The organism is Pseudomonas corrugata (assembly GCF_050920615.1).
GTDB classification, from domain to species: Bacteria; Pseudomonadota; Gammaproteobacteria; order Pseudomonadales; family Pseudomonadaceae; genus Aquipseudomonas; species Aquipseudomonas corrugata.
On record NZ_CP130434.1, the window covers coordinates 5,937,111 to 5,962,925 of the forward strand.

General features: G+C 59.2%; 26 protein-coding genes and 1 pseudogene. 12 read left to right on the forward strand and 15 right to left on the reverse strand.

Annotation, left to right across the window (positions count from 1 at the left end):
• The first annotated feature begins 501 nt into the window (after positions 1-501).
• The gene (locus QZH45_RS26580) at positions 502-1,413 is read left to right on the forward strand and encodes a restriction endonuclease (RefSeq protein ID WP_024780091.1); all 912 of its coding nucleotides are present in this window, start codon (positions 502-504) and stop codon (positions 1,411-1,413) included.
• A 94-nt stretch (positions 1,414-1,507) separates the two neighbouring features.
• Complete coding sequence (locus tag QZH45_RS26585; RefSeq protein ID WP_024780090.1) at positions 1,508-2,062, forward strand: hypothetical protein; 555 nt, start codon at positions 1,508-1,510, stop codon at positions 2,060-2,062.
• A gap of 382 nt (positions 2,063-2,444) precedes the next feature.
• Here the strand turns inward: QZH45_RS26585 and QZH45_RS26590 are convergent, their stop codons facing one another.
• Entirely contained in the window at positions 2,445-2,804 is a 360-nt protein-coding gene (locus tag QZH45_RS26590; RefSeq protein WP_053191369.1) for a DUF6124 family protein, read from the reverse strand.
• A gap of 473 nt (positions 2,805-3,277) precedes the next feature.
• Complete coding sequence (locus QZH45_RS26595) at positions 3,278-3,736, reverse strand: GNAT family N-acetyltransferase (RefSeq protein ID WP_024780088.1); 459 nt, start codon at positions 3,734-3,736, stop codon at positions 3,278-3,280.
• A gap of 286 nt (positions 3,737-4,022) precedes the next feature.
• Here QZH45_RS26595 and QZH45_RS26600 point away from each other — a divergent pair, with 286 nt between their 5' ends.
• The 7 genes from QZH45_RS26600 to QZH45_RS26630 all read left to right on the forward strand — a co-directional run bounded on the left by QZH45_RS26600 (position 4,023) and on the right by QZH45_RS26630 (position 9,011).
• The gene (locus tag QZH45_RS26600) at positions 4,023-4,238 is read left to right on the forward strand and encodes a DUF1737 domain-containing protein (protein ID WP_024780087.1); all 216 of its coding nucleotides are present in this window, start codon (positions 4,023-4,025) and stop codon (positions 4,236-4,238) included.
• A 372-nt stretch (positions 4,239-4,610) separates the two neighbouring features.
• Positions 4,611-5,507, forward strand: a complete 897-nt coding sequence (gene argP / locus QZH45_RS26605; protein ID WP_024780086.1) for an HTH-type transcriptional regulator ArgP — start codon at positions 4,611-4,613, stop codon at positions 5,505-5,507.
• A 201-nt stretch (positions 5,508-5,708) separates the two neighbouring features.
• A complete protein-coding gene (locus tag QZH45_RS26610) occupies positions 5,709-6,164 on the forward strand; it encodes a hypothetical protein (RefSeq protein ID WP_265075377.1) in 456 nt (151 codons plus the stop codon).
• Positions 6,139-6,654, forward strand: coding sequence for a GNAT family N-acetyltransferase (locus tag QZH45_RS26615; RefSeq protein ID WP_024780084.1), 516 nt, complete (start codon positions 6,139-6,141; stop codon positions 6,652-6,654). Before QZH45_RS26610 ends, QZH45_RS26615 begins: the two co-directional genes overlap by 26 nt.
• Positions 6,638-7,450 (forward strand): class I SAM-dependent methyltransferase, encoded by an 813-nt coding sequence (locus tag QZH45_RS26620; RefSeq protein ID WP_024780083.1) that lies wholly within the window; start codon positions 6,638-6,640, stop codon positions 7,448-7,450. Before QZH45_RS26615 ends, QZH45_RS26620 begins: the two co-directional genes overlap by 17 nt.
• Before the next feature lie 18 nt (positions 7,451-7,468).
• The gene (locus QZH45_RS26625) at positions 7,469-8,059 is read left to right on the forward strand and encodes a gamma carbonic anhydrase family protein (RefSeq protein ID WP_055135443.1); all 591 of its coding nucleotides are present in this window, start codon (positions 7,469-7,471) and stop codon (positions 8,057-8,059) included.
• Positions 8,052-9,011, forward strand: coding sequence for an amidohydrolase family protein (locus QZH45_RS26630; RefSeq protein ID WP_055135442.1), 960 nt, complete (start codon positions 8,052-8,054; stop codon positions 9,009-9,011). Before QZH45_RS26625 ends, QZH45_RS26630 begins: the two co-directional genes overlap by 8 nt.
• 45 nt (positions 9,012-9,056) lie before the next feature.
• On the opposite strand, the gene QZH45_RS26635 is transcribed toward QZH45_RS26630, so the two are convergent.
• The 5 genes from QZH45_RS26635 to QZH45_RS26655 are packed head-to-tail and all read right to left on the reverse strand — an operon-like array spanning position 9,057 to position 13,972.
• Positions 9,057-10,376: a tetratricopeptide repeat protein gene (locus QZH45_RS26635; RefSeq protein WP_024780080.1), complete on the reverse strand. Its 1,320-nt coding sequence runs from the start codon at positions 10,374-10,376 to the stop codon at positions 9,057-9,059.
• A gap of 42 nt (positions 10,377-10,418) precedes the next feature.
• Positions 10,419-10,670: an acyl carrier protein gene (locus tag QZH45_RS26640; protein ID WP_053191375.1), complete on the reverse strand. Its 252-nt coding sequence runs from the start codon at positions 10,668-10,670 to the stop codon at positions 10,419-10,421.
• 32 nt (positions 10,671-10,702) lie between these two features.
• Positions 10,703-11,620: a hypothetical protein gene (locus QZH45_RS26645; protein ID WP_055135441.1), complete on the reverse strand. Its 918-nt coding sequence runs from the start codon at positions 11,618-11,620 to the stop codon at positions 10,703-10,705.
• 53 nt (positions 11,621-11,673) lie between these two features.
• The gene (locus tag QZH45_RS26650) at positions 11,674-12,618 is read right to left on the reverse strand and encodes a chlorinating enzyme (protein ID WP_055135440.1); all 945 of its coding nucleotides are present in this window, start codon (positions 12,616-12,618) and stop codon (positions 11,674-11,676) included.
• A gap of 52 nt (positions 12,619-12,670) precedes the next feature.
• Entirely contained in the window at positions 12,671-13,972 is a 1,302-nt protein-coding gene (locus QZH45_RS26655; RefSeq protein WP_024780077.1) for an AMP-binding protein, read from the reverse strand.
• A gap of 441 nt (positions 13,973-14,413) precedes the next feature.
• Here QZH45_RS26655 and QZH45_RS26660 point away from each other — a divergent pair, with 441 nt between their 5' ends.
• The 3 genes from QZH45_RS26660 to QZH45_RS26670 are packed head-to-tail and all read left to right on the forward strand — an operon-like array spanning position 14,414 to position 16,862.
• A complete protein-coding gene (locus tag QZH45_RS26660) occupies positions 14,414-15,598 on the forward strand; it encodes a hypothetical protein (RefSeq protein ID WP_024780076.1) in 1,185 nt (394 codons plus the stop codon).
• Between the two features lie 20 nt (positions 15,599-15,618).
• Complete coding sequence (locus QZH45_RS26665; protein ID WP_024780075.1) at positions 15,619-15,888, forward strand: acyl carrier protein; 270 nt, start codon at positions 15,619-15,621, stop codon at positions 15,886-15,888.
• A 17-nt stretch (positions 15,889-15,905) separates the two neighbouring features.
• Positions 15,906-16,862 carry a hypothetical protein gene (locus tag QZH45_RS26670; RefSeq protein WP_055135439.1) on the forward strand — a complete coding sequence of 319 codons (957 nt, stop codon included), beginning with the start codon at positions 15,906-15,908 and terminating at the stop codon, positions 16,860-16,862.
• Positions 16,863-16,948: 86 nt separating this feature from the next.
• Here QZH45_RS26670 and QZH45_RS26675 read toward each other — a convergent pair whose 3' ends face one another.
• From QZH45_RS26675 to QZH45_RS26710, 8 genes and pseudogenes are all read right to left on the reverse strand, one after another.
• Positions 16,949-18,361 carry an aldehyde dehydrogenase family protein gene (locus QZH45_RS26675; RefSeq protein WP_024780073.1) on the reverse strand — a complete coding sequence of 471 codons (1,413 nt, stop codon included), beginning with the start codon at positions 18,359-18,361 and terminating at the stop codon, positions 16,949-16,951.
• Positions 18,362-18,364: 3 nt separating this feature from the next.
• Entirely contained in the window at positions 18,365-19,414 is a 1,050-nt protein-coding gene (locus QZH45_RS26680) for a homoserine dehydrogenase (protein WP_055135438.1), read from the reverse strand.
• 311 nt (positions 19,415-19,725) lie between these two features.
• Positions 19,726-19,991, reverse strand: a pseudogene (locus tag QZH45_RS26685) (Lrp/AsnC family transcriptional regulator); the annotation flags it as partial.
• Between the two features lie 138 nt (positions 19,992-20,129).
• Positions 20,130-20,567 (reverse strand): Lrp/AsnC family transcriptional regulator, encoded by a 438-nt coding sequence (locus tag QZH45_RS26690; protein ID WP_053191382.1) that lies wholly within the window; start codon positions 20,565-20,567, stop codon positions 20,130-20,132.
• Between the two features lie 9 nt (positions 20,568-20,576).
• Positions 20,577-21,956, reverse strand: a complete 1,380-nt coding sequence (thrC, locus tag QZH45_RS26695; protein ID WP_055135470.1) for a threonine synthase — start codon at positions 21,954-21,956, stop codon at positions 20,577-20,579.
• Between the two features lie 16 nt (positions 21,957-21,972).
• Entirely contained in the window at positions 21,973-22,863 is an 891-nt protein-coding gene (locus QZH45_RS26700) for a LysR substrate-binding domain-containing protein (protein WP_024780783.1), read from the reverse strand.
• A gap of 36 nt (positions 22,864-22,899) precedes the next feature.
• Positions 22,900-24,330: an amino acid permease gene (locus QZH45_RS26705; protein WP_055135471.1), complete on the reverse strand. Its 1,431-nt coding sequence runs from the start codon at positions 24,328-24,330 to the stop codon at positions 22,900-22,902.
• A 150-nt stretch (positions 24,331-24,480) separates the two neighbouring features.
• Complete coding sequence (locus QZH45_RS26710; RefSeq protein ID WP_055135472.1) at positions 24,481-25,758, reverse strand: cystathionine gamma-synthase family protein; 1,278 nt, start codon at positions 25,756-25,758, stop codon at positions 24,481-24,483.
• Positions 25,759-25,815 lie beyond the last annotated feature (57 nt).

The window sequence follows — 25,815 nt, forward strand, 5'->3', positions numbered from 1 at the left end:
CATCCCCGCTGGGCTGCAAAGCAGCCCCCCGCTTTTCCCTTGAATCACCGGTAACCCAATGATTCCACACCACTTACCCCTGGGCTTCCGAAGAAAACCCGCGTATCCTGCGCCCCACATTTGCGAGCCCATGCCTCGCACCGACAAGGCAGATCACTTTCTGACCAAGTCCCACAGCCGGCCGCAAGAGCCGGATGTACGTTTTGAAGGCTGGTGAGGTTTGTCAAAAACGAACTGAGTCAGTCAACGAGAAGCCGGCCATAAGCCGGCTTTTTAATGCCCGGCTCTCAGGAGTGGATCCCAATAGTCGCTCACTTTTAGGCCTGCCAGACGCAACGGCACATGAGAACTGGTCGCACAAGCCCCCAAACGTGAGCCCCAAGGTGCTGCGGGAGCATAAAGGTCAAACGTGATCGCAAGCATCAACCTGAAGGGACGACAAGCCCAAACCGCACCTGCTTTAATACGCCAGTACGCCGGTAATCGAACAGGAAGTTACTCATGCCCATCCCTGATTTTCAGAGCGTCATGCGGCCGATACTGGCTACGGTAGCCAGCAGCACTTCGCTGTCACTGAGCGAACTACGCGAGCGCGTTGCCAACGAGTTTAAGCTCAGCGAAGAAGAGCGTAGCGAGCGCCTGCCTTCCGGCAAGCAAACGGTGATCAATAACCGCGTCGGTTGGGCGCGCACCTACCTGAACAAGGCTGGGCTGCTCAGCATTCCTACCAAAGGAATGGTAGAGATCACAGAGCGCGGTCAGGATGCTCTGAAACACGGTCCAGCACGCATCACTATCCGGTGGCTCAAACAATATCCGGAGTTCGCGGAGTTTCATTCAGCCAGCCCCGCCGACAGTTCAGCACTGCCCCTGCAGAGTGAGCCGGTCGAGCAAGCTACCCCCGATGAGCAATTGGCGGCGGCACATCAGGCGCTGACACAATCATTGGCGGATGATCTACTGGCCCAAGTGCGCGCCGCCTCGCCAACCTTTTTCGAGCAATTGGTAGTCGATCTGATGATCGCCATGGGTTACGGGGGATCACGCAAGGAAGCAGGCCAAGCGACGCAGCAAACCAACGACGACGGCATCGACGGCATTATCAAGGAAGACAAGCTGGGCTTGGACGTGATCTACCTGCAAGCCAAGCGTTGGTCGAACACCGTACACCGCCCGGAGATTGACAAGTTCATCGGCGCCCTTACTCGCCAGCGCGCCCGTAAGGGTGTGTTCATTACCACTTCCGACTTCTCTAATGGTGCCCGCGAGGCAGCAATGAGCCTGGATATAAAGGTGGTGCTGATTGATGGCTTGGAGTTGGCACGGCTGATGGTCGAAAACAATCTGGGTTGTAACGTGAAGCAGGTTTACGAAGTTAAGCAGCTAGATAGTGATTACTTCGTGGAGGACTGACAGGAATTTCACTATCCCAACAACGAGTATCCAGGACTCCTTGATAAATCGGGCGGACCTCCTCACCGCATGCACTACCCAAACGAGACGACGTATGCTTAATCAAAATTTGCTGAATGACTTCTCGACTTTGTTTGCCTATAGTTGGTATCGCGACTTCCCCTTGGATGGTTATAGCCGTGACATCGGCTCCCTCTCAGATTGGAATATCCATACCGGATACACCGTGCGCCGTGTCGCCGACCTAATGGGCTATTTCGCACACTTCGAGTCTGGCAATCGAACTGACGCGGTGATACGTGATACTCAACGGGCACCCATTGTTTTCGCCGAGTGGGAATGGTTAAGTCCTTATGAGAACAATATCAACGAGCCTGAAAAGCTCTGCAATGCAGCCCTCAAAGAGCGACCAGGGTTCTGCTTCCTGTTTAGCTATGCGCCGGTAGGAACAATTGAAAGGCAGCTGGGCTATATTTCCAGCAAATGGAACGCTGACGTACCGCTGCTTGTATCACTTGTGGAATTCGAGGGATGTACTACACGTATCTTCAAGGGCATGTCTATATATCGTTTCGACGGCGGAACTTGGCAATTACTGCGAGAGCAGCAAGCATTAGCTTGGAATGTACAAGGTGCGCGTTGGGCATAATGCTCCTACTTGAATTTAGAAGCTAACCTAGCCAGCCATCGACGCTTTTGCGCAGTTGGCCCCAGCTCAAACAACACAGGCTCACTATTCAAGATGAAAGCAAGGCGCACGGCTTTCTCGAAGCAATCAGCTTCTTTCGGCTCACACTGCGATAAGCGGTACCGACAATAGCGATTAAATAAGTCAGCCAGCATAGCTACTGGTCTAGGGCTCTGCCGTGATCATGATCGACATCAGCGATTAAATGAAATGTCACAGCTAAAACGGAACAACGGACCCTCGGCGCTCCCAAACCTGACAGTTCATTGCCGCGAGTTCGCGGGGACAGAAAAGGTCTTGCCAGGCAAGACCTTTTCTCAGACAGGGATAGGCAACTCCCCCGCTACCTCACCTCAACAATATCCAAAGCCCGATTCGCCAACAGCTCACTCAACTCAATCACCTGCAAAATCCCCAACGCCACATGCCGCCTTGACCCATCCAGGTCAAACGCCAAATCGCTGATCATGGCGTTCGCCGAAGCCAGGTTCTCACTGAGGTTCGCAAGCAAACACTCAGAATCAACATCAGGCGCGATAAGAAACAGCGGGTGAGCGTTGTCGGACGTTTCTTTTTCGGGTGTGGGCTTCAGATAGAAGTCCAACGCTCGCGCAGCAGCGTCGTCGAGTTTTTTGTTTCGGGCCGATTGGGCGCGGGAGACGGTATCGTCTGTGGTTGGAGGATTCGGAGTAACTTTTGCCATTGTCTTGCTTCCTGTAGTTGGAGCCATCACCCGCTCGCGACTAAACGATGGGAGGCAGCTGTACGCAGGTTAGTCGACCGGGGAAACAAGAAACCGGCGCGTCCGAGGACGCCCTGCGCACAGCCACCATCGAGTGCAGGATAGGAATCCTGACTGGATGACGCCTTGCACAACCTGTTTCACCCTGGGCGACTAAACCCGATCACTGATGAGCAGTGACAGGACTCAAACTACCGACGCGGCCCAAGACGCACAAGCCGGCGGATTCTGGCGTAGTTGTAGGCAATGGCGCAAGGCGATGTCGGTCGTGGCTAGTCTCGTGGAGTCACGATAAACAGCGGGCCGGAAGGTTGCTGATACACAGCTATCGCGAGCAGGCTCGCACACAGGGGATTGGGGGTGGGCCAGGTGATCATGTTGCAGAGACGTAGCGTGTCATCCATCGTCAGGTTCTGCCTTTGTTGGGCTACTGCTTATAAACCCCGAGCCATCAGGCATTGCTCTTTCCCCCACGCCTCGAAGCGCTCCAACTCTTCCCAGCCCAGCTTGGCGTAGTAATGACTCTGGCTGTGGGTGTGCAGGTACAAGGTGGAAAATCCAGCCTCTCTCGCGTGAGTACAAATGCCTTCGATCAACTGTGCGGCGAGCCCTCTGCGTCGGGCTTCTGGTGCGATGTAGACGCATGCCAACCATGGCCCCAGTTCTGGTCGGTCGGGTAGGTCGTTATCGGCCAATGAGGCGCCGCCCAGTAGTTGGCCTTGTTCCGTGGCGATCAGGCATTTCCAGCGTCCATCTTGTTGTCCGGCCGAGAATTCGTGCTGCCAACTGGCGAGAGATTGTTGTGTGAATTCGTAGCTGAACTCCTGATAAAGCCATTCGGCCATCAGGTCGCATTTGTCCATGTGGTGACTGAGCCAATCCATTTGCAGCATGTGGGGCGCTCCTTGGGTGTTCTCTGGTATCACTGATGAGCAGTGACAGGCCTCAAACTACCGACCCAACCCAAGGCGCACAAGCCGGCGGACTCTGGCGTCATTGCAGACAACGCTGCGAGGCAGTGTCGGTTGAGGGGTTTGTCAGGGACATCAACGCAGCATGACCGTTGTTGGCCCCGATCCACGGCGAGTAGACTGACTCACGGTGTGCAGGACGCCATTCCACGGCGGCGTCGAACAGACGGCGAGCATGTCGCTGCCAGTGTACAGAAGGAGAAGAAGCATGAGCCTACCGCCCGACGGGCTTCCCATTTACAGGGTGCTGACAGGCCCCGACGATGCTGCATTTTGCCATCGGGTCAGCGATGCCCTGAAAATGGGTTATGCGCTGCACGGCGGTCCGGCCGTCACGTTCAATGGCGAGCGAACCATCGTCGCTCAAGCGATTATCTGGCCTTCGGGTTCAGGCACGACGGTGCCTTCTGACGAGACCAGATAGCACTAAAAAGCCATGACTCCATCCGGCAAACGGATTGGATCCAGGGCTTGTCTCAAGGTGCGTAATGGGGCTATTTTGTGTCCGCATAAGAATATAGCCGTTCGAAATATTATGACTTCAAGTCAGGTGCAAGCCGTGCGATTCGTCTCGAACAGGAAATTCGAACGCGACGCTCCACTCCCTTGGGCGGGCTTGTGATTCGAACAACTGGGGCAGCGTTCCCCATGACAGTCTTCCTTATTCAAACGATCCGAACTTTCGGATTGCTGCCAATGAAAATGTATGTGGGGTGGCGACTCAGCCACGAGCACACGGATGTTCATAACCTTGCGTTATTAGCCTGATAACGCAGTGGCTTACAGGGAGGTTGACATGCTGGATCGCCAACAGTTGGAAGCGTTTGCCTGTGTCATTGAGCATAAGAGTTTTGAACGCGCAGCCTCGGCGCTCAACATCACCAGCGGTGCCATTTCGCAACGAATAAAGTCGCTGGAAAACTCGCTTTCAACCATCCTGGTCATTCGCGAAAGACCGATCCACCCCACGTCAGCCGGCCAGGCCCTACTGCAGCATGTCTCGGCATTGCGCTCGCTGGAACATGATGTCCTGAGGCTGCTTTCGCGCAAGGGCAATACCAATTCAAAGATTGCCATTGGTGTACATCCCGACTCGCTCAACACCTGGTTCGCCCCTTTACTGATCGAGTTGATGCGCGCCGAACAGGTCTGTGTGGAAATCATTTCCGATGACCGCTGCTCCAGCCTGAACATCCTCAAACGCGGGGATGTCCAGGGTTGCGTTTCGGTGGTTGCCGAGCCCCTCGATGGATTTGAAGTCCATCCGCTGGGGGCCATGGAATACAAATGCGTCAGTACACCTGACTATATGCACCGCTATCTGGCCCGGGGCATGGGCACGCATTCGCTGCTCGATGCGCCGGCGATCACCCGCGGGCGCAATGACACGCGCCATACGGCCTTCCTCCGCGAACTGCTTGGTGTTTCGATCGAGCGCTTCCCTTGTCATTACTTGCCTTCATTGCCCATGGTCCAGGATGCGGTCCTGGCGGGGCTTGGCTATACGCTGATGCCTGCGGATGTCGCCGCGCCGTTGCTCGAAGAGGGGCAGTTGGTCGATCTGATGCCGCAAAACTGCTACAGGGAACCCCTTTACTGGCATGGCTGGATGAACCACTCAGTGGTCAAGGATCTGGTGGGAAGACGCATCATCGATACCGCCAGCAAGTCCCTTCAACCCGCGCCCTGTTGAGCGATCCGTAACGACGTCAAGGCTCGTTAAGCGTTACTGCCGTCGCTTTAAAAAATCTAACGCGCCGTTTGCGCGTCATGCTTGGGCGTAGACTCAAGTGACATCAAGACAGGGTGAGTGAGGGGGCTCGTCATCGTGAAAAGTACTGGATCGGATGCTTACCACGCGCACCCCATGGCCCCCGATGCCATATTGAGATGTTTGACTGATTCCATGGGGAGCGATACCTGGCAACGGGTCCTCGCCCACCGTTTCTCCACGCCGGATGACTGTGTCGCGGAGATATTCAATTCCCGCCGGCCGGGCGGTGCCTATCTCTGTACGCGCTGGGACGGGGTGCCGTCGGGCTGGGCCGTGTACTTTCGGTTTCACGAACGCGCCGGCTACGACGGCAGCATGAAGCTGGTCCTGCACAGTGAAGACGAAGACGCCAGTTCCACTGTGTTCGATGTGCTTTCCACGGCATGCGCTTCAAAGGGAATAGAGCAAGGCGTTCACACGCTGATCAGCGTGGTGGACAGCCATATGCAACACCATGCCTCATGGTTTTCCGACAGCCCCTTCCTGTTGGGCGGCGCAGTAGGCGCACGCGGAAATTCGATGCTGAACGTGTTTTACAGGAAGTTACTAGATGATTCGGCCGGCCACTCCCGATGATTTGCCCTCCATGGTGGAAACCTACAATCAGGCCATTGCCGACAAGGTATTCGCCAACTGCGATGTCCCCCACGACTCGATTGAAAAGTTCAGGCTGACCTATTTTGGAAAAGATCGGCGCTTTGCCGTGCTTGTCTATCTATCGAGTGATGGCGATACGGTCGCGTGGGGTGCCCTGAAGCCATTTTCCGCCCGGCCCGACGACGAAACCATGGCGGAAGTCGCCGTGTATGTGCGGCGAGACATGCGCGCACGCGGGGTCGGTATTCGATTGTTGCAGGCCCTGGAGGTCTCGGCCCGGGAGGCAGGTTTCGAATCGTTGGTCGCCATTATCCTGGGGCCGAATCACGCCAGCGCCCGCGGGTGCAAGTCTCAGGGCTTCGCCGAATGTGTACGGATTCCTCGAATCGCAAGGCTGGAAAACAATCTGGTCGACATAGTGTGGCTACAGAAAAAAATGGAAGGGAATGCTCATGGTTTTGATCGTTGACGAGTCGTATCAGTTGGGAACCTTTCGTGACAACGAAGACTCCCTGCGCCGCCTGAAATCCCAGGCAGGTATTGCGCTGGACCTGGAGTTCGATCACTTGAGGCAAGCCGGCCTGACCCAGGGACAACGGGTTCTGGATGTCGGCTGCGGTCCCGGCATCATCACCACCCAGATCGCGCTTCGTGCCCAGCCAAGCCGCCTGACGGCACTGGATTGCAACGAAACCAGTATCAGCGAAACGCGCAAGCAATTGTCCAGCGCCGGGATTGACGAAGCGCAGGTACGCCAATGCAACCTTTATGACGACAGCCTGACCGACCCCGGGCAGTTCGATTTCAGCTATGCGCGGATGGTCTTCCAGCACTTGTCGGACCCGTTGAGCGCCTTGCGCAATATCCACCGCAGCCTGGCCATCGGCGGGCGACTGTGTATCTGCGACATTGACGACCGTTGGTTCGGCGCGTCACCCCAGCCGCCCGAGCTGCAGTCATTTCTCGCTCGCGTGGCCAGGGCTCAAGCCGCTCGCGGAGGCGATCGTCACGTCGGCAGCAAGCTGGCGAGTTACCTGGAAGAAGCCGGCTACGGCGATATCCGCTGCAGCATGTTGCTGGTCTCCACCTCGTTGATCGGCGCGAGCGCCTTCTGCGACCTGGTCTTTGGCTACAAGATGGAAGTGATTCCAGAAGACGAACTCGAACTGGCCCGACGCGAGATGGCCGTGATCACGCAAAGCATCGAGAGCCCGGGCGGTTGGGCGGGGATCGGCGTATTCTTCGTCTCTGGAGAAAAACAGTAACTGAAAGGAATCGAGCACATGCCTGACAAAACCGAACTCAACCAGAAAATTGCTCCCACGGCGCGGATTGCATCGAGTGCTGTCCTGGAAGGCAATGTGTCCATCGGTGCCGGAACGGTCATAGGGCACGGTGCGGTCCTCGTCGCAGAAGGCGGTGAGCTGTCGATCGGGGAAAACTGCATCGTTATGGAAAATGCAGTGATCCGCAGCACCGCCCATGACGACTGCCACATCGGCAATCACGTGATGGTGGGACCGCACTGCCATCTGACCGGTTGCCGCATCGATGACGAGGTGTTTGTCGCAACCGGTGCGTCCGTTTTCAACGGCGCCCGCCTCGGCAAAGGCTCGGAGGTCCGCATCAATGGGGTGGTCCATATCAAGACCGTGCTGGAGGCAGGCACGACGGTGCCGATCGGCTGGATCGCCGTGGGCGATCCGGCACAGCTCTTTTCTCCGGACCAGCATGATCAGATCTGGGACGTACAGAAGGACCTGGATTTCCCCCGTTACGTTTTCGGCGTTGACCGCGAAAGCGAAGGCGTCGTCAGGCAGATGATGGAGCGTTACGCACGCTTCCTGCGCAAGCAGCAGGTGGGCGATGAGTGATGTGCCCGGGGATATCGACGAACCGACGCTCATCGACGGCCATAGCCACGTCGCCTCCACACGTTTCACCCCGCTGAGTTTTCTGGAGGGGGTGGCCGATAATATCGAAGTGAAGCTGCGGGCCAGCGGATTCCCGGTTTCCCGGTCGAGAATCATCGATCAGTTCCAGCGCGAATTAAGCGACCACCAGGGGGACGCCCAGGTTGCCGCGATGGACAGGGCGGGAATCAGTCGCTCCGTCCTGCTGCTTCCGGACTTCTCCTTCGCGTTGCCGGACGTCGAACTGAGTATCGATGAGATGTTCCAGGAACACCGAGCGATTCTCCAGCGCCATGCCGGACGTTTCGACATCTTTGCCGGCGTGGATCCACGCTGGGGGCAGGACGGGCTCGACCTGTTCATCCGTGGCATCGAGGAGTACGGTTTCAGCGGGCTGAAGCTCTATCCACCTTGCGGATACCAGGCCGATGACCCGGCGCTGACGCCCTTCTACGAATACTGTGACGCTTATCGCCTGCCGGTATTGCTGCACATCGGGCCGACCTCCCCGGCGCTCTCCTTCGCTCCCGCCCAAGCGATGTGGGTGGACGAACCGGCGCGTCGCTACCGGAATATCCCGTTCATCCTCGCCCACGGGGCGGTCAACGATCAGGCCCAATGTATCCAGCTCTGCAAGTACCGCCCCAACGTCTACCTGGACCTGAGTGGCGCCCAGCACGCAATAGATGCCCGCGGCAACTCACCCATGCTGACCACGCTGTTCCAGAGCGAGATCAATCACAAGATCATCTTTGGCACGGACTGGCCCATCAATAATCATGAAGCGATCAATAAACGACTGCGCGCATTCATCGTCGACCCGGATCAGGGTATTGGCACTCACGATGCGCGCCTGGTACTTTCGGGGAACATGCAACGCCTGCTCGACGGAATCACCCCGCGCGGCCGGTGAGGACAGTGCATTGCGCTCTTGAGCGCAACGCACCGACCTGTCCGGTCAAGCTCGCAGGTGGATCGGCTCCTCATCCTGTAAACGGTCGACAAAGAACGTACGAAAGGGTGAAGGGTGACGCAGGCTGCGTCCCTGTTGGATGAGCTGTCTTGCACGATCGAATTGCCGGGCCCGTATGGCCGCCTCGATCGTGGTCAGTTCCAGCAGATCACGTTGCGCATTGCTGCCGCCAATGGCCCGCACCGCCGGCAATATCTTGCTCAACAATTCCAGGGCACTGTCGTAGTCCTCTTGCTGGAAGGCAATCAGCCCCCGGCAAACGGTGCGAGTCACGTTGGCAATCATCGGGACCTTGGCATACGTGGCGTCGATACGTCGCAAGATGCGCTGCACCAGCACCTGGTGATTGGAGCTGGCCATCGCCATGATCGAATGCACATCGTTGAACCAGTACTGTGATTGATCGATGGACGGCATCCAGTATTGCGCCACTTCCTGCCACAGTTCGGAAACATCCACCCCCGTCAGCGACAAGCGCCACAACAGACTGACTGCGTCCAGATCCTCATATCCGTCTGGGTCGTTCTTGATCCTGATTTTCTGATGAAAAGTCTGCAGGACCGCATCGGGGCGCTGCATGTAGAGATTGAACAGCGCGTGATGCCACCACAGATGAATGCGCATGCAGAGGTTGTCGGCCCAATTACGCTCGGTGTCGTCCAGCCACTTCAGCGTTTGGGCGTACTGCCCACGTTCGTAGCCGACGTGACAGGCAGCATGGATCGCATAGATGTCCCGCGGGTTGATCGCCAGCGCGCACTCGGCCGCGATACTCGCGGCGTCATAGTCGCCGTTTTCCACCAGGGCAAAGGCTTCGATGCCCCGCACGTACCCATACAGCGGATGCGCGGGTCCCCAGAAGGGCCTTATCGCGACCACGGTTTCGCGCATCCGCTCGGTCCACCCCATGTTGAACTCCAGCATATGCACGCTGAACAAGGCCACGATGTCGCGCGGATGCTGGACCAGCAGTTCGCGCCAGCAAGCATGGGCCTGATCATAGTCCTGGTTGACCCAGTGATTGCAGGCCGCCAGATGCCCTCGCTCACGGGGGTTCAACCGTTCAGGGTCGAGACTGCCCAGCAGCAGCGTGGCCTGCTGGATCTGCCGGTCTTCCATGCTCGATAACCTGACGACACTTTCGATCAACCGAGAAATCGGGCAACGCACTTCGCGCCGCTGCAGGAGTGGGAGTGGATCGAACTCCATTCCAAGAATGCCCGTCAGGGCAGTCTCCAATTCGTCTGCTTCGGCGGCGTCCTGCACTCGCACAGGCACACCGCGAGAATCAATGAACTCGATCATAAAAAGTCCTTCCTGTGGGTCTCTGCGTCGGCCTGGACATTCTCACGCGGCCAGTTCAGCGAGCCTGGCTGGAGTGATGCCGTTGACCAGCGCGGCCGGGTTGATCTCGCGATCGAGCCGCTCATGGATCAGATTCAGTATCGCGATCAACAGCATCGAGTTGCCCCCGGCGTCGAAAAAGTCAGCCTGATCGGTTTGTGCCGGATGCTTGAGCACCTCGGCCCAAATGGTGTGGACCGTCGACAACGCGCTGGTGTCGGTCGGAGTGTGCAGTTCCTGGGTTGGCATGTTCATGGGCGTTCCTCCAGAGAGCGATATTGGATGGGTCACGGTTGATGTTTGTATTGAGCAAGCAGGTTGGCGCGCAGGTTGGGGGCATCGATCGAGAACAGGAATTTCTGGTCCTCGGCCGGCGTGTTCTGTCGGACATAGTCGACATAGTTGATTAACGTATCTGCCGAGAAGCAGTGCCCGCAGCGCGCCACGTTATCCAGATACAGCTGCCGGCGCGAAAACCCGAGACGGGTTTCCTTGAGCTGCGTCACGGGGCGGAAGATGTTGTTGCAAAACACTTTGCTGACATCGGCCAGGGTTACCGCGCAAGACTCCAGTACGTCATTCAGGATTCGCCCGTAAAGTTCAGGCTCGTCTTTCCCGTGATTGGACGTGATCGGATCCTGGCTGACACCGAAACGCGCAGACACTATTTCCAGGCCCGGCCCCTCGCAACGGGTCACCAGGCAACTGGCCGCCGAGTCGCTGAGCAAGGCGAAGTTGTTGAAGCGTATGGACTCGTCGTAGACCTTGTCGGCGGTGATGATCAGGATGTTGTTGTAGATCCCGCTGCGCACCATGCTCTCAGCCATCACGATCGCACTCATGAAACTGATGCAGTTGTTCAGCGTGATGCCGATGGGAAATGCTTTCTTCAGTTCCAGACGTTCATACAGTCGAACGTTGTAATTGATGTACTCGATCTCGTTTCCGGGAAAACAGGTCGAGCAAAACATGACGAAATCGACATCATCCGAAGATACGCGGCTCTGGGCCAGGGTCTGGCGAGCAGACCTGATGCCCAGGTCGAATATGTCGCCGTCGGTCTTGAAGTAACTTCCCCAGCCAAATACCGAGGGTTCATCCGGATAACCAAAGCGATCAAGCATATTCTTGAAGTCAGGCACATCGTGATAAGGACGTTCTACTTCACCCAAGGCGTAGGAACAAGCGTCAATCATTATGCGCATCCGCATTCGTCCTTATACAGAACAGGGCCGGAATCGATCCGGCCCGACAGTGATCAGGCAGGGATGAACGGCTCGCCCAGCATGTTTTTTTCGCGAATACGGTTATGGGTATAGCGGTTCTCGCCCGACACCACGACAGCGCCATAATTTTCGAGGCTGACCTCTCCACCGAACTCGTGAAGCATGTCGGTATCGGGGTGGATAAGGACTTCCGGCGGTACGTAGCGAGCGGAGTACCCCAGGCGCATCTTGTTGGTCAGCCCCAGGTGCGGCAGCGAGGAGTGCAGTACCGTCGACCAGAAAATCACGCATTCGCCGGCTTTCATCTCGAAGTAGACCGCTTTCGACTCGTCAGGCTTCCAATCCGGATCGACCTGCAGGTCGCGGTAGTCGTAGCCCCACAATCCACGGCGGACGCCATCCTTGACGAGGTCATTGTTTTTCTCGGGGTTGAATATCAGACGCTTTTCTTCGTCGTAATGCATCATGTTGTGGGTGCCGGGGACGATCGCCATGCAGGCCGTGTCTTTCATCGTGTCGGTGAAAGCGGTCCAGGCGGTCAGCGTCCCGCGCCGCCCCGAGTCATCAGGCCAGACGATATGAGGACGCCCCGCCACCCCGGCGAAGGTGTTCGCCTGGTGCCAGTCGGTCCCGGCATCTCCCGGGTACTTCGAGAAGAACTCGGTGCGCCAGCACAGCAAGTCTTTGCCCATGAGGCTGCGCACTTTATGTACGATCCTGGGGTTACAGACATGTTGACCGAGAAAAGGGATATCCAGATGCCGGTCATAGTTGGCGAGATTATTATTGCCTGCGTTGGAGATTGTATTGTCGGAATAAACGGCATTGCTGCGATCGAGTGTCTGCAGACGCACTGTTCGCCATTGCCGCTCCATCTCTTCCGGCTCATAGACCTTGAACGGCTTTACATATCCATTCTTGAAGAAAAAAGCAATTTCCTCATCGCTAAGTCCGAAGTCTTCTTTTAACGCGTCCAAGGTAAATCTCCTTGCCTTCTCAGTGTGGAAGATCAATGTTTTGCGTGACGACTCAGTTGAATACGCAAGTTTCGTATCGGGACGATATGTTCTTGCGCTGCAGCTTCAGGTTCCGGGTCAGCAAACCGTTCTCGGCGGTGAACGGTTCGGTGGACAGGAAATAGTTGCGTATCGGTACACTCGCGCCGGCGTTGTAATCACTGATGGTTTTTTCAATCAGTTGCCGGGAGCCCGAATCGATCTGTTCGACCACCAGCAACATCCCCAGGTGGGGTCGGCTGGCACCCAGCGCTACGGCATACTGCACGCAAGGCAGGCTGTTGAATGATTGTTCGACGGCAGTGGGATGAACCTTCTGGCCACCCGAGGTAATGATCGTGTCGTTCTTGCGACCTTCGATAAAAATATAACCCTCATCGTCGATGCGACCGACATCGCCCGTGGCGATCGCAACCTCGTCTCGATACACCGCTTGCTCGACGTCAACAGGCTGGTCTACATAACCGCAGGTCAACCGTTGACTCGACCTGAGTAGAATTTCCCCGTCACTTTCCAGCGTCACGCTGCCTGGAACCAATGCCCGTCCCACCGAGCCGGGCCGGTTATGCTGGAGAGTGTTGACTGCGATAGGGCCGTACTCCGTCATGCCATAGGCTTCGAGCAGCGGTAGCCCACCAGCGCGATACCCCTCCAGGATGGCCGACGGCAGTGCAGCCATGCCACTCCACATCTGCCGCATGCCAGTACCGAACAACTCGCGCAGCTTCTCGCCGCGTCCATCCGCCAGGCGCCACATCGAGTCATAGAAAAGCGGAGGGGCCAGAAACAGGCTGGGGGACGTTTGCTTCAGGGCCTGCATGACGTTCTGCATGTCACTGAGAACGATGTCGATGCCGGTATCGATGCACCCGTAGATCAACAACTTCTGCTGATAATTGGAGAGGGGCAGGAAGATCAGGAAATTGTCGTCCTGTCGTGAATCGATGGCTGAAAAAAACTGCCGGGCATTCAGCAGGACGGTCGCGTTATTGACACGAATCTTCTTCTGTTTGCCGCTCGTCCCGGACGAAAAAATAATGGGACCTGCAACCGGAGCGAATGCATTCGAACAGGCCGGGTTGCGGAACAGCCTCAAGCCCTGGAGTGTTCCAATGGGTTCCCACGAACCGGTGTCCACCTCATCAAGGAACAAGGCGCTGACCAGCAGAAAGGCAATGTTCTGCTGGCCGATGTCGACCAGGGCGCTCCCGGCGGTTTTCTCGGGAACCTGCAGGGCGATACAGCCGATATCCAACAAGGCGAGATCCAGTAGAAAAGCCGCCTTGCCATTTTCGGCGATCACTGCGACCTGCATGCCCGCCTTCAGTCCAAACTCACCGAGCTGCCGCGAAACAAGCGAAACAGCCTGGTACAAGTCAGAGAACCGGACACGCTCCATTTCAGTACGCCCATGAAACACAACCGTATTTCGCCGGTTCTCTTTCAACTTTGAAATCAGTGTTTGCAGTCCTTCACTTCTCACGCTGCTCGCTCCTGCGTCCGATGGCATCGGTGGTCAGAGCCTACTACCGGCAACCGCCCTCGTGGCGTTGCGTTAGGTTTTTGCAGTGGCCTTTAGTTTTGCTAACGCAAGTTGCGGAGCATGTCGGGGCCTGGGTATTTTCAGGCGTCTTCGTAGCGCCTTGTCAGCCGATCATGAAGGCGAGGACGTGCGATTTTTTTTCGAGGACATCGTTCGACGGTCCATGCTTTCGTCACTCACCGGTCATGCGATTGGCCCCACCGGAGTTCCATCATGTCGTCGCGAAACTTGCTGTTCTACGGTGTCGTTGCGCTGTCCACGGCTTGTGACCAGGCCGTATTGACCGGTGTGATCTGGATGTCGCTGAAACTGTCCGGTTCGAGCGTGCCCCTGGGTGTCGTCCTGTGTCTCTCGGTGGCGGTACCGTTCGCGCTGGACCTGGTGAGTCGAGGGCGAGCGGCCAACATCGGCGCCGCCTGGCTGGTCGCGTTGCGTGTCGCCGCCTTTGTCATTGCGGCACTCTTTGCCTGGTTTGGACTGGCCGCGGCTCTCGGTGTATTCCTGCTGATCGCATTGATGGTGGGAACGGTCGACTTCCTCACAGCCAGCTCCCTGGAAATCGAGAATACCCGCCGGGTCGTCGCCGGCTGGCTACCGGCGGACGATGCCGCGCGCTATATGCAAACCGCCATCCAGGTCGGTGGCTTCACGGGCTCGTTGGCAGGCGGAGCACTGTTGGGCCTGCTCGATGACTCGGTCTTTCTGATCGCCGTGGCACTGACGGGAGCGGCCCTCAGCCCGGTCTTGCTGGCTGGCAGGATGAAACGCAGCGTCGCGATCGAGACTCCAGGTCCTGCACCCACGCAGGCCAGGAAAACCTCTGACGATACCTTCGAAATGCCTTACGGCTGGATGGCCTGCCTTGGGCTGATAGCCCTGCATATCGGCGCATTCAACAGCATGATGCCCGTCGTCTATCAGCAAGTTAACCATTGGAGCCCCACCAGTTTCGGCATTGCTTCCGGCGTCGCGGGCATCGGGGCTTTCCTGGCCGCGCTGATGCCATTGGGCAAACATCGCCTGGTGATGTTCGCGACCTGTCTGATCGTGGTCGACGCGCTGATGGTCCTGGCGCCCCACGTGCTGCTTTCGCTGGTCGGGGCGTTTCTGGTCGGATTCGTCACCAACCACCTGCGAATCGCCGTTCGCAGCCAATTGATGCGCTGCGCGAATAACGATGCCCAGGCGGCGTTGGTCGGCAGTCGCAGTACTTTCTGTGCGTATTCGATGCAGGCCACCGGCCCTTTGTTATTGACCTTTGCAACCTCTGCATCGGTCTTCGGCCCGGGGTCCGGCCCTGGGCTGATGATCGGCACCGGCCTGGTTACCGCCATTGGATTGCTGGGGCTGGCTCAGTTGCGTCGAGCCTCGCAGCCCGTTCCGCTGGCGCGTTCATGATTGATTGACGGAGGCACCCGATGAGTTCCACAGACCTTGAAACCGATCGAAACACCGTACTCGCGCAGATCTATCAATTGATGAAGGAAGTGGCGCCCCAGAGCGTCCAGGTCAACCCTGAGTTGTCTTTTCTCGAAGCAGGTGTTGACTCGATGAAGCTGATGCTCCTGGTGACGCGCCTGGAAGACGCCTTTCAAATCGAGTTCGAAACCGACCATCTGGCCCCCCAGTTCCTGGGCAGCCCGGCGTCCGTCGCCGGGCTTCTCCTGAACCACTACCTGACTGCCTAGGCCAAGGATTGCCCGTCATGGAAGAACAACAGTTCCCCTACGATGTACATCTGTACGACCGGCGTTTCCTCAACTGCTTCCAGCGTCATGCCGTTGTGTTCATGAAGCGCCTGGGCATTGAAGTGGACTGGCTTTTTTATAACGCGCTGCCTGCGGTGGACGACCTCTTCCAGCAAATGGTGGTGGAGAACAAAGCCAAGTACGCGCTGCAAAGTCCCTATTTCGCCGCCGACGACCTGGCACTGCTGGGCATACGTTTTCATGAGCGCAAGGCCGAATGCCTGGATGACCTGCTGCCCGTCATCCATCAGCAGATCCAGGCTTATGGCTGCGCCTTCCTGTCGGGGGATGTGTATTACTTTGCCCACTGCCCCGAATACCGCAGCTCACATGCTCAGCACGTTGTCGTGCTGCGCCAGGCCAATGCCGATGGCACCTGGGACATCGTCGATGACAACCCCGCCAGCGTGCTGTGCGAGTACCGATACCCCCAGGAGGTGCTTGATCAGTTCTTCCAGAATGAGGGCAGTCGGCGAATGTTTTGCCTGGAATGGACGCCGACTCAGCAACACGACGTCGACGCGTCATTCCGACAGCGCCATCAAGCATTCCTGGATAACTTCAAGGCACAACCCTGGTTCTATGGCCACCTGGAACAGTTGCTCGACAATCCCCTGGCCTCCAATACGACCAAGTTCCGCGCGCTGCATGACGTGTTCACGCTCCTGGCCGGCTCCCGCCATTGCTTTGCCCGGTACCTGTCGATGACGGGTGTACCCGAGGCAACCATAGAACGAGTCGAACTGTTTGCCAAAGAAGCCGGCGTGCTCAAAGGCTTGATGGTCATGGCGCAAATTACCGGCAAGGTGCGTCGCCGCGATCTGATCGACCGTTGCGCCGCCCTGGAAGGACTGGAGGCCGACTACCTCGATGATCTTCGTTCGAAACATCGACCCAGGGTGGTTGAGGCCTGACGGGCCCACCTGCGGCGCGGGGGCGATGTCAGCCTGGGCGCAATGCCAGGCGAACAACGCTTGCCGATACTTGTTGCCCGGATCGTTCAACCCAACGTATTCAGGCACACCACTTTCGGCTGGGTCATTTCCTCATAGGCAAACCGCACCCCTTCCCGCCCCAGGCTGCCGTACTTGGAGCCGCCGAACGGCATCGCATCAAAACGAAAATCGGAGGAGTCATTGATCATCACGCCTCCGGCTTCGATTCGGCGTGCGGCGCTCATGGCGGTGGCGAGGTCGCTGGTGAAGATGCCGGCGTGGAGGCTGTAGTCGGGCTCGTTGGCCAGGGCGATGGCTTCGTCGAAAGTGTCGAAGGGCTGCAACACCACCACCGGGGCGAAGACTTCGTTGCGCCAGAGGCGGCTGGCGTGGTCGACATTTTCCAGGACGGTGGCGGCGTAGCAGGCGCCTTGGCGGCGGTGGCCGCAGAGTAAGGTGGCGCCGTCTTGCAGGGCTTCGTTCACTATTTGCTCGGCATTCTGCGCGGCTTGTGGGGTGATCATCGGGCCGATGTCGGTGTCGGCCAGCAAGGGATTGCCCACCACCAGCGCTTGGGCCTGGCTGACGAAACGTTCCCGGAAGGCTGCGTAGACCGGCGCCTGGATCAGCAGGCGTTGGGTGCCGATGCAGTTCTGGCCGGCGGCCCAGAAGGCGCCGGACAGGCAACTTTCGACGGCCGTGTCGAGGTCGCAATCGCCCATGACGATGACCGGTGCGTTGCCGCCCAGGTCCATGGCGAGTTTCTTCAGGCCGGCGGTGCGGGCGATTTGTTCGCCGGTGACGAAGCCGCCGGTGAAGGAAATCATGCGCACCTCGCGGGCGGCGACCAGGGCCTTGCCGAGTTCGGCACGGCCGGTGGCGACGGTGACCACCGACTCAGGCAAACCCGCCGAAACCAGATACGAGACCAATTTGAGGGCCGACAACGGCGTCAGTTCGGACGGTTTGAGAATCACCGCGTTGCCGCCGGCAATGGCCGGGCCGAGTTTGTGGGCCACCAGGTTCAGCGGGTCGTTGTAGGGGGTGATGGCAACGATCAGGCCCAGAGGCTCGCGGGAGAACCAGCCCTGGCGCGATTCGGCGCCGTCATAGGCATCGAACGGCACCACTTCTCCGGCGTTGCGCCGGGCTTCTTCGGCGGACAACTTGAGGGTGTTGACGCAGCGTTTGACTTCCTTTTCGGCCTGCTTGAGGGTCTTGCCGGCCTCGTCGACGATCAGCCGGGCAAACGCCTGGGCGTCGCGCTGGATGTTCGATGCCGCCTGTTCGAGGATGCTGGCGCGGCGATGACGGGGTAGCGCGGCGCAGGCGTGCGCGCCGCTGCGGCCGGTCGCCAGCAACTGCGGAACCTGGGAGGCGCAGACATCCGCGACGCTGCCGACGAGGCTGCCATCAAAGGGGTTGAGGACGTCGATGTGCGCTTGCGTCACGGCCAGGGCCAGTCGAGATACGTTCATGGGTTACTCCTGGTTGCGCGCGGCAGACTGGTGGATGGCGATGATGTCCGAGAGCAGCGCAAACGCTGTTTCCGTGCGCCCGGCCCCAGGCCCGGACACCGTCACGGCGCCGAGCAGTTCGGAGGTGAACGACACGGCGTTGGTGGCGCCGCTCACGCCGGCGAGCGGATGATCGTTGCTCAACAGGCGCGGTTCGACGCTGGCGCTGATCGAGCCGTTGGCGTGTCGGCTGGCGGCGCCGATGAGTTTCCAGCGGGCGCCGTCCTGGCGGGCTTTTTCAATGTCGTCGAGGTCGAGGGAGGAAATCCCTTTGCAGCTGACATCGCTGACCTTCAGCTTGGCGTCGAGCAGTTCGTTCGCCAGGATCACCACTTTGAGGCGCACGTCGTGCCCTTCGACATCCGCGGTCGGATCGGCTTCGGCATAGCCCAATGCTTGCGCCTTGCCAACCGCGTCGGCAAACCCCAGTCCGTTTTCCATGCAGGTGAGGACGAAGTTGGAGGTGCCGTTGAGAATGCCCTCGAAACCCGTCATCGCACTGCCGGCCAGCGACTGCTTGGCGACGCGGATGACCGGCGTGCCGCTCATCACCGAGCCTTCGTATTCAAAGGCGACGTTGTTGCGGCGGGCCAGTGCTTTCAGCTCGGCGCCATGCAGGGCAATCGGTCCCTTGTTGGTGGTGACGACGTGCTTGCCGCCTTCCAGTGCCCAGCGGCAGAACGAAGTAGCGGGCTCGCCGTCCACCGGGTTGGTGAAGGTGGCTTCGGCGATGATGTCCGCGCCGCTCTCCTTGATCACCGCTTCGTTGAGCGCTTCGGCGTTGCCTCCCGGCCATTGCGCGAAGGCGCCCTTGGTGGTGGGCAGCTTGGCCAGCAGCGCAGCGTCCAGGCCTTCACGACCCATGACCGAGCCAAGAAACAGGTCGGTCACGCCGACGATCTTCAGGGTGAAACCCAGTTCGGTTTTCCAGCGGTCGTTACGCTCGGCGATCAATTGCGCCAATGCCCGATTCACACCGCCGAAGCCGACCAGCGCCAGTTTGTATTCAGTCATTTTTGTTGTGTCCCTTGATCCGGGTGATGAGGTTGTTGGATCTAGGTTAGGGGGGTGGGCCGGGCAGTGAAATATGCCAATTTGCTCTATTTCATGGGCGTTTTGACCAGGGGTTTGTCTGGGTCGATCAGGCGCGGAACGCGGAGCGTCCCTGGCGGCATTCCCACGCGGGAGCGTGGGAACGATCAACAGACACATAACCCTGTGGGAGCGAGCCTGCTCGCGATAGCGTCAGGTCAGTCAACATCGAAGTCGGCTGGTCTACCGCTATCGCGAGCAGGCTCGCTCCCACAGGGGTTGTGTGTCGGGCTTCAGATCACTGACGACAGCACGAATGAGGTGACAGTGTTCTCCACCCCCGGCAACGCCGAGATGTTCTTCCAGACCCTGTGCACCCGCTCCGGGCTCGCCGCGCCGCCCCGCAGCATCAGATCGAATTCGCCACTCATCACATCGCACTGAAGCACTTCCGGCATGGCTTGCAGCGCCTGCAACACTTCCGCGCCGTATAACCCTGGATCGCCCCGTCGCGTTCGAGGCGTTCGATGCGCTGGCGCACGGCATTGCGCGACAGGGAGCGTGGGAACGATCAACAGACACATAACCCTGTGGGAGCGAGCCTGCTCGCGATAGCGTCAGGTCAGTCAACATCGAAGTCGGCTGGTCTACCGCTATCGCGAGCAGGCTCGCTCCCACAGGGGTTGTGTGTCGAGCTTCAGATCACTGACGACAGCACGAATGAGGTGACGGTGTTCTCCACCCCCGGCAACGCCGAGATGTCCTTCCAGACCCTGTGCACCCGCTCCGGGCTCGCCGCGCCGACCCGCAGCATCAGGTCGAATTCGCCACTCATCACGTCGCACTGAAGCACTTCCGGCATGGCTTGCAGGGCCTGCAGCACTTCCGCGCCGCGCATGCGGTCGTAGCGGTAGACGAAAATCACCGCATTGATGTTCGACGCAGCCGAAAGTCCCTCCCCCGTTCGCACCGTATAACCCTGGATCGCACCGTCGCGTTCGAGGCGTTCGATGCGTTGGCGCACGGCATTGCGCGACAGGTTGACCTTCGCCGCCAGCTCGGCATGGGCGGCCCGGGCGTTGAGGCGCAGTTCGGCGATGATGCGTTCGTCGAGCGGGTCGAGAATTCGCTTCACGGGGCCTCCTTACAGCGTGCCGAGCAGTTGATGGAGGGTGTCGAGGTCGTCCGGCTGGATCCGACGGATCTGCACCGGGCCGTGTTCCGCGAGCGGGTGATGCAGTGGCGAAACGCTGATCCCCAGCTCGCCAAGCAACGCCGCCGATTTGGCCGGTGAGATTTCCCCCAGGGTCACCATCGGCGCCACCAGGCTTCGCCGGTACAACCTGGCCGCAAGCACGCCGGTGGCGGTGTGGGGGTCGATGGCGTAGCCGGTGTCGCGGTACAGCGAGATGATTTCTTCCAGGGTCTGTTCATCACTGACGGCGTAGGAATCGATGATCATCCGCGCCTGCAGCCAGAACTCATTGGAGATGGTCATCTCGCCGCTGCTTTCGAAGTGTTCCATCAGCGCACTCACAGCCTGGTCGTCATGCCCGTAGAGCTCCCAGAGAAATCGCTCCAGGTTGGAAAAGATCGACAGGTCCATGGCCGGCGACAAGGTCTTGTTGGCGCGCAACCGGGAGTAGTGGTTCTTCAAGAATAATTGGTGCAGCGCATCGTTCTGGTTGGTCGCCACGATCATCTGGGTGATCGGCAAGCCCATCTTCTGCGCAATGTAACCGGCATAGACCTCGGCAAAACTCGCCGCCGGCACACTGAAACCGATGGGCCGCTGGCCGCCGCCCAGTTGCAGTACGGCGTGGAAATAGAACACCAACTGCGCCAGCACCCCCACCCAGTTGCTGGAGTTGAAACTGATCGCTTCGTGCCCGGTGCACGGCCACTGCCGGAACAACCGGCTGACCAGGGTCTGGCACTCGTCGAAGCTGCCATTGACGGCGAACTGGTGGACCCGGGGATGCGCCACCGCCTGGAGGTGCCGGAGTTGGTCCTGGGGTACGCCCGCTTCCGGGTAGACCACGACCACCACGGTTTCCTCGCAATGCTTGAAAGCTTCGATGGCCGCCAGCCCGGTATCGCCATTGGTGGCGCCGATCACCACGGCGCGGCGATCGCGTTTGCGCAGGAAATATTGCACCAGCCGAGCCTGGAGCTGGGCGGCAAAATCCTTCGAGGAGCGGGTCGGGCCATGGAACAGTTCCAGGACCCATTCGTTGCGATCCACCTGATGCAGAGGCGCCAGGGAGCGATGGCTGAATTGGCTGCCAGCCTCCTTGAGCATGCGCTTGAGGTCTGCCTCGGGAATCGTCTCGCCCACGAACGGGCTCATCACTCGATAAGCCAGCTCGTCATAGGACAAGGTCGACCAGTTGGCAATCTCCTGGGGTTCGAACAGCGGCAACTCCAGCGGCACGAACAGCCCGCCGTCCGGGGCCACGCCCGATAACACGACCTTTTCGAAATCGACCTGCACGACCGAGTTTCGGGTACTTACATAGCGCATGGTTGGCTCCGGCCATTCATTTGAAACGATGTGCCTGCTCGACCAGCCAGGTGGCGAACATGACGGCGTCGGGGTGCTGTTCGGTCCCGGAACCGCGTACCAGGTAGAACGACTCGCTGGCTTCGATGCGCTGGGTGAAGGGTTCGACCAGGCGTCCCTCCTCAAGCAGGTCAGCGACCATCGACGACCGGGCCAGGGCGATCCCCTGCCCCAGTTCGGCCATGCGCAAGGTGCAGACCAGCGTGTCGAACTGCATGCCCGTCGACGAATCGACGTGGTCGGCACCGACCATGTTCAGCCAGTACCCCCAGCCTTCTTCGTACCCCAGCACATGCAACAGCGGATGCTTCGCCACGTCCGCCGGTTCCTGCAGCGGCGAACGCGCCATCAGCGCTGGAGAGCAGACGGGGAACAAGGTGTCCCAGGTCAGCCGCTGCGACACCAGGCCCGACCACTGACCATGGCCCCAGCGAATTTCCAGGTCGTCCTCGCCATCCAGTTCCTTGACCCAGATGTTGCTGATGTAGCGGATGTCGACCTGGGGATGGGCCTGGCGGAAGTCCACCAGTTTCGGCGCCAGCCAGTGCACGAAGAACGCCAGGCTGCCGCGGACCTTGATCGGCCGGCGCTTGTGCTGGCCGAAAATCTCGTTGGTCCCCACCGCCAGGCGTGTGATCGCATCCTGCACCACCGGCAGGTAGGACTGACCTTCCTCGGTCAGCCCCAAGCCACGGGGCAGGCGTTTGAACAGCGCCACCCCCAGGTGGCTTTCCAGCTGACGGATCTGCTGGCTCACCGCGCCTTGGGTCAAGCACAGCTCTTCGGCGGCGTGGGTGAAGTTCAGGCAGCGGGCCGACACTTCGAATGCCCGCAGCCAGTTCAACGGGGGTAACGGTTTCTGCTTCATGATCCTGCCTCATTGACGCCCTCCCCCCGGCACCGTCTAGATTGCATCGGACGGCTGTGCCAACGGGTTCACCAGCAAGCGTTGCTCGCGGCTTTTGCGGGTAATGAAGTACACGAAATAGCACCAGACGATGAATGGCAAGCCGAAGTACAACGCCACCCGCTGTTCCGGATCGAAAGCAATCCCGACACACGCCAACCCGCAGGAGGCCAGTGCCCCCAGCGGCACCCACGGATAGCCGCGGACGCGGAACTTGAGGTGGCGCACATCACCGCCATTGGCAACGTAGTGACGACGGAAAGCGATCTGGCTGGCGGCGATGCTCATCCACACCACCACCACGGCCAACCCGGAGATCGACACCAGCGCCAGGTAGATGGTGTCGGCGGCAAAGACACTGCTGAGCAACGAGGCGGCGCCGCCGGCCATGCTGACGATGATCGCGTTGAGAGGCGTGCCCATGCGGGTCAGTGCCGAGAACTGCTTGGGCAGGTGCCCTTGGTCGCTCAGGGTCCAGAGCATCCGTGAGGCGGCGTACAAGCCGGAGTTGGCGGCCGACAGCAAGGCGCTGATGATCACGAAGTTCATGATGTCGGCGGAGTACGGAATGCCGATGTAGGTGAACACGGTGACGAAGGGGCTCTCGACGATGCCGGCCTGTTCGCGAGGCAACAAGGTCGACAGGACGAAGATGGTCCCGACGAAGAAGATCGCCAGGCGCAGCACGGTGGTGCGGATGGCGCGGGGCACATTGCGCTGGGGATCCTTGGTTTCACCGGCGGCGATACCGATCAACTCCGTGCCGGAGAAAGCAAACGAAACCGCCAGCAGCGTCATGGCAATCGGCATGAAACCGGTGGGGAAAAGCCCTTCGCGGGTGAAGTTGCTCAAGCCGATGCTGTGGGCCTGATCGATGTGCAGCAGGCCGAGAATCGCGCCGCCGCCGATCAGCAGGAACGCCACCACGGTCGCGACCTTGACCAGGGACAACCAGAACTCGGTTTCGGCGAACAAGCGCACCGAGACCACGTTGCTCAGGAACACCACGCAGGCGAACAGCGCGCTCCAGATCCACACCGGTGTGTCTGGAAACCAGCGCGCCATCAGGATACCGGCGGCGGTGAATTCAGAACCGATGGCCACGGTCCAGGTCAGCCAGTACAACCAGGCTACGGTATAACCGGTGCCCGGGCCGAGAAAGCGCGTGGCGTAGGTGCTGAATGAACCGGTTTCCGGCATCTGCACCGCCAGTTCACCGAGACACATCATCACCATGTACACCATCAAGGCGCCGATGATGTAAGCGATTACCGCACCCAACGGGCCGGCTTGATTCACGGTGTAGCCGGACGTGAGGAAAAGCCCGGTGCCAATCACGCCACCCAATGCCAGCATGACGATATGGCGTGTTTGCATTTCCTGCTTGAAGCCGACCTGCGTACTGAGTTGTTCTTGTTTTATGGACATGGTTGCTCTCATGAAAGTCGTGAGGACGCGCCCCGACCTCTGCGCGCAGTGACGGCGTAGAAGCAACATGGGTTGTCATCCGGTTTTATTATTTTCCTATTCATGAACACCCCCGTGACCGCCTTGTCGCGAGGGGCTGACGCTGACGGTTCAACGGCTGGTTTCGGTGCACACTTCCAGGGTTGAGGCGTGCGTATTCGTTTGCGTCCGCTGTTCCCGCGAGGCCCGGACAAAGGCGAATGCCTGCTTCAAGTCGTCGAGCAGATCATCGGTGTCCTCGATGCCCACCGAGACCCGCACCAACCCCTCGGAGATGCCCAGGGCGAGCCGCTCCTCCAGGGTGTTTTCGACATGGCTGGTGGTGCGCGCCGGGCCATAGATGGTTTCCACCGCACCCAGGTTGCCCGCGCAGTGGGCGAAGCGCAGACGGGGCAAGAGCGCCGTGACGGTGTCCATGCCTCCGACCAGGACGAAACTGACGATGGCGCCAAAGCCGGCCATTTGCGCACACGCCACGGCGTGGTTCGGATGGCTGGGCAGGCCTGGATAGTTGACCGATTCCACCAGCGGCTCGGTGCACAGGAACTCCGCCAGGGCACGCGCGCTGGCTTGCTGCTGACGCATGCGCAGCACCAGGGTTTTCATGCCACGAATGATCATGAAGGCTGAGAACGGGTCCAGTGCCGCACCGTTGATTTCCCGATAATGCCGCACCTTGGCCATCAGGGACTCGCTGCCACAGACCAGGCCGCCGAGCACATCGCCATGGCCACTGAGGAACTTGGTCGCGCTGTGAATCACCACGTCCACACCCAATGCCAGGGGATTCTGATTGAGCGGCGTGGCGAAGGTGTTGTCCGCCACCACCACGGCGCCGACCCGCTTGGCCGCCGCCACCAGACGCTGGATATCGAGGATTTTCAGAGTCGGGTTGGTCGGGGTTTCCAGGTACACCACCTGGCAGCCCTTGGCGATTTCCCGTTCGATTTCATCGTGATCGAAGGTCTCGCACAAGGTCGCCTCCACCCCCATGCGCGGCAGGAACTCTTCGAAAATCTTGTTGGTGCCGCCGTAGCTGTCCTTGGTGGACACCACCCGGTCGCCTTGGGCCAGGAAGGTGTAGAGCACACTGCTGATCGCCGCCATGCCGGTGCTGAACGCCACGGCGGACTCGGCCATTTCCAGTTCACGGATCTTGGCTTCGAGGGTCTCGACGGTGGGGTTGCTCATGCGGCTGTAGATAAAGCCCGGGGCCTTGCCCAAGGCGACGTCGTACCAGACGTCGATGTCGTCATATCCGTACGCGGCGCTGACCACGATGGGGGTTTGCGTGGCGTTGTAGGGATGCCTGACTTGCTCGCCACCCCAGACCGCCCGGGTTCCCGCTCCTGCGTTATCAAGCCCTGCGCTGTCAGGTTTGTTATTCATTGAGGCTACTCGCACTTAGGGGGTGAACGCTGAGTCATTCACCGGATCTGGCAGCCA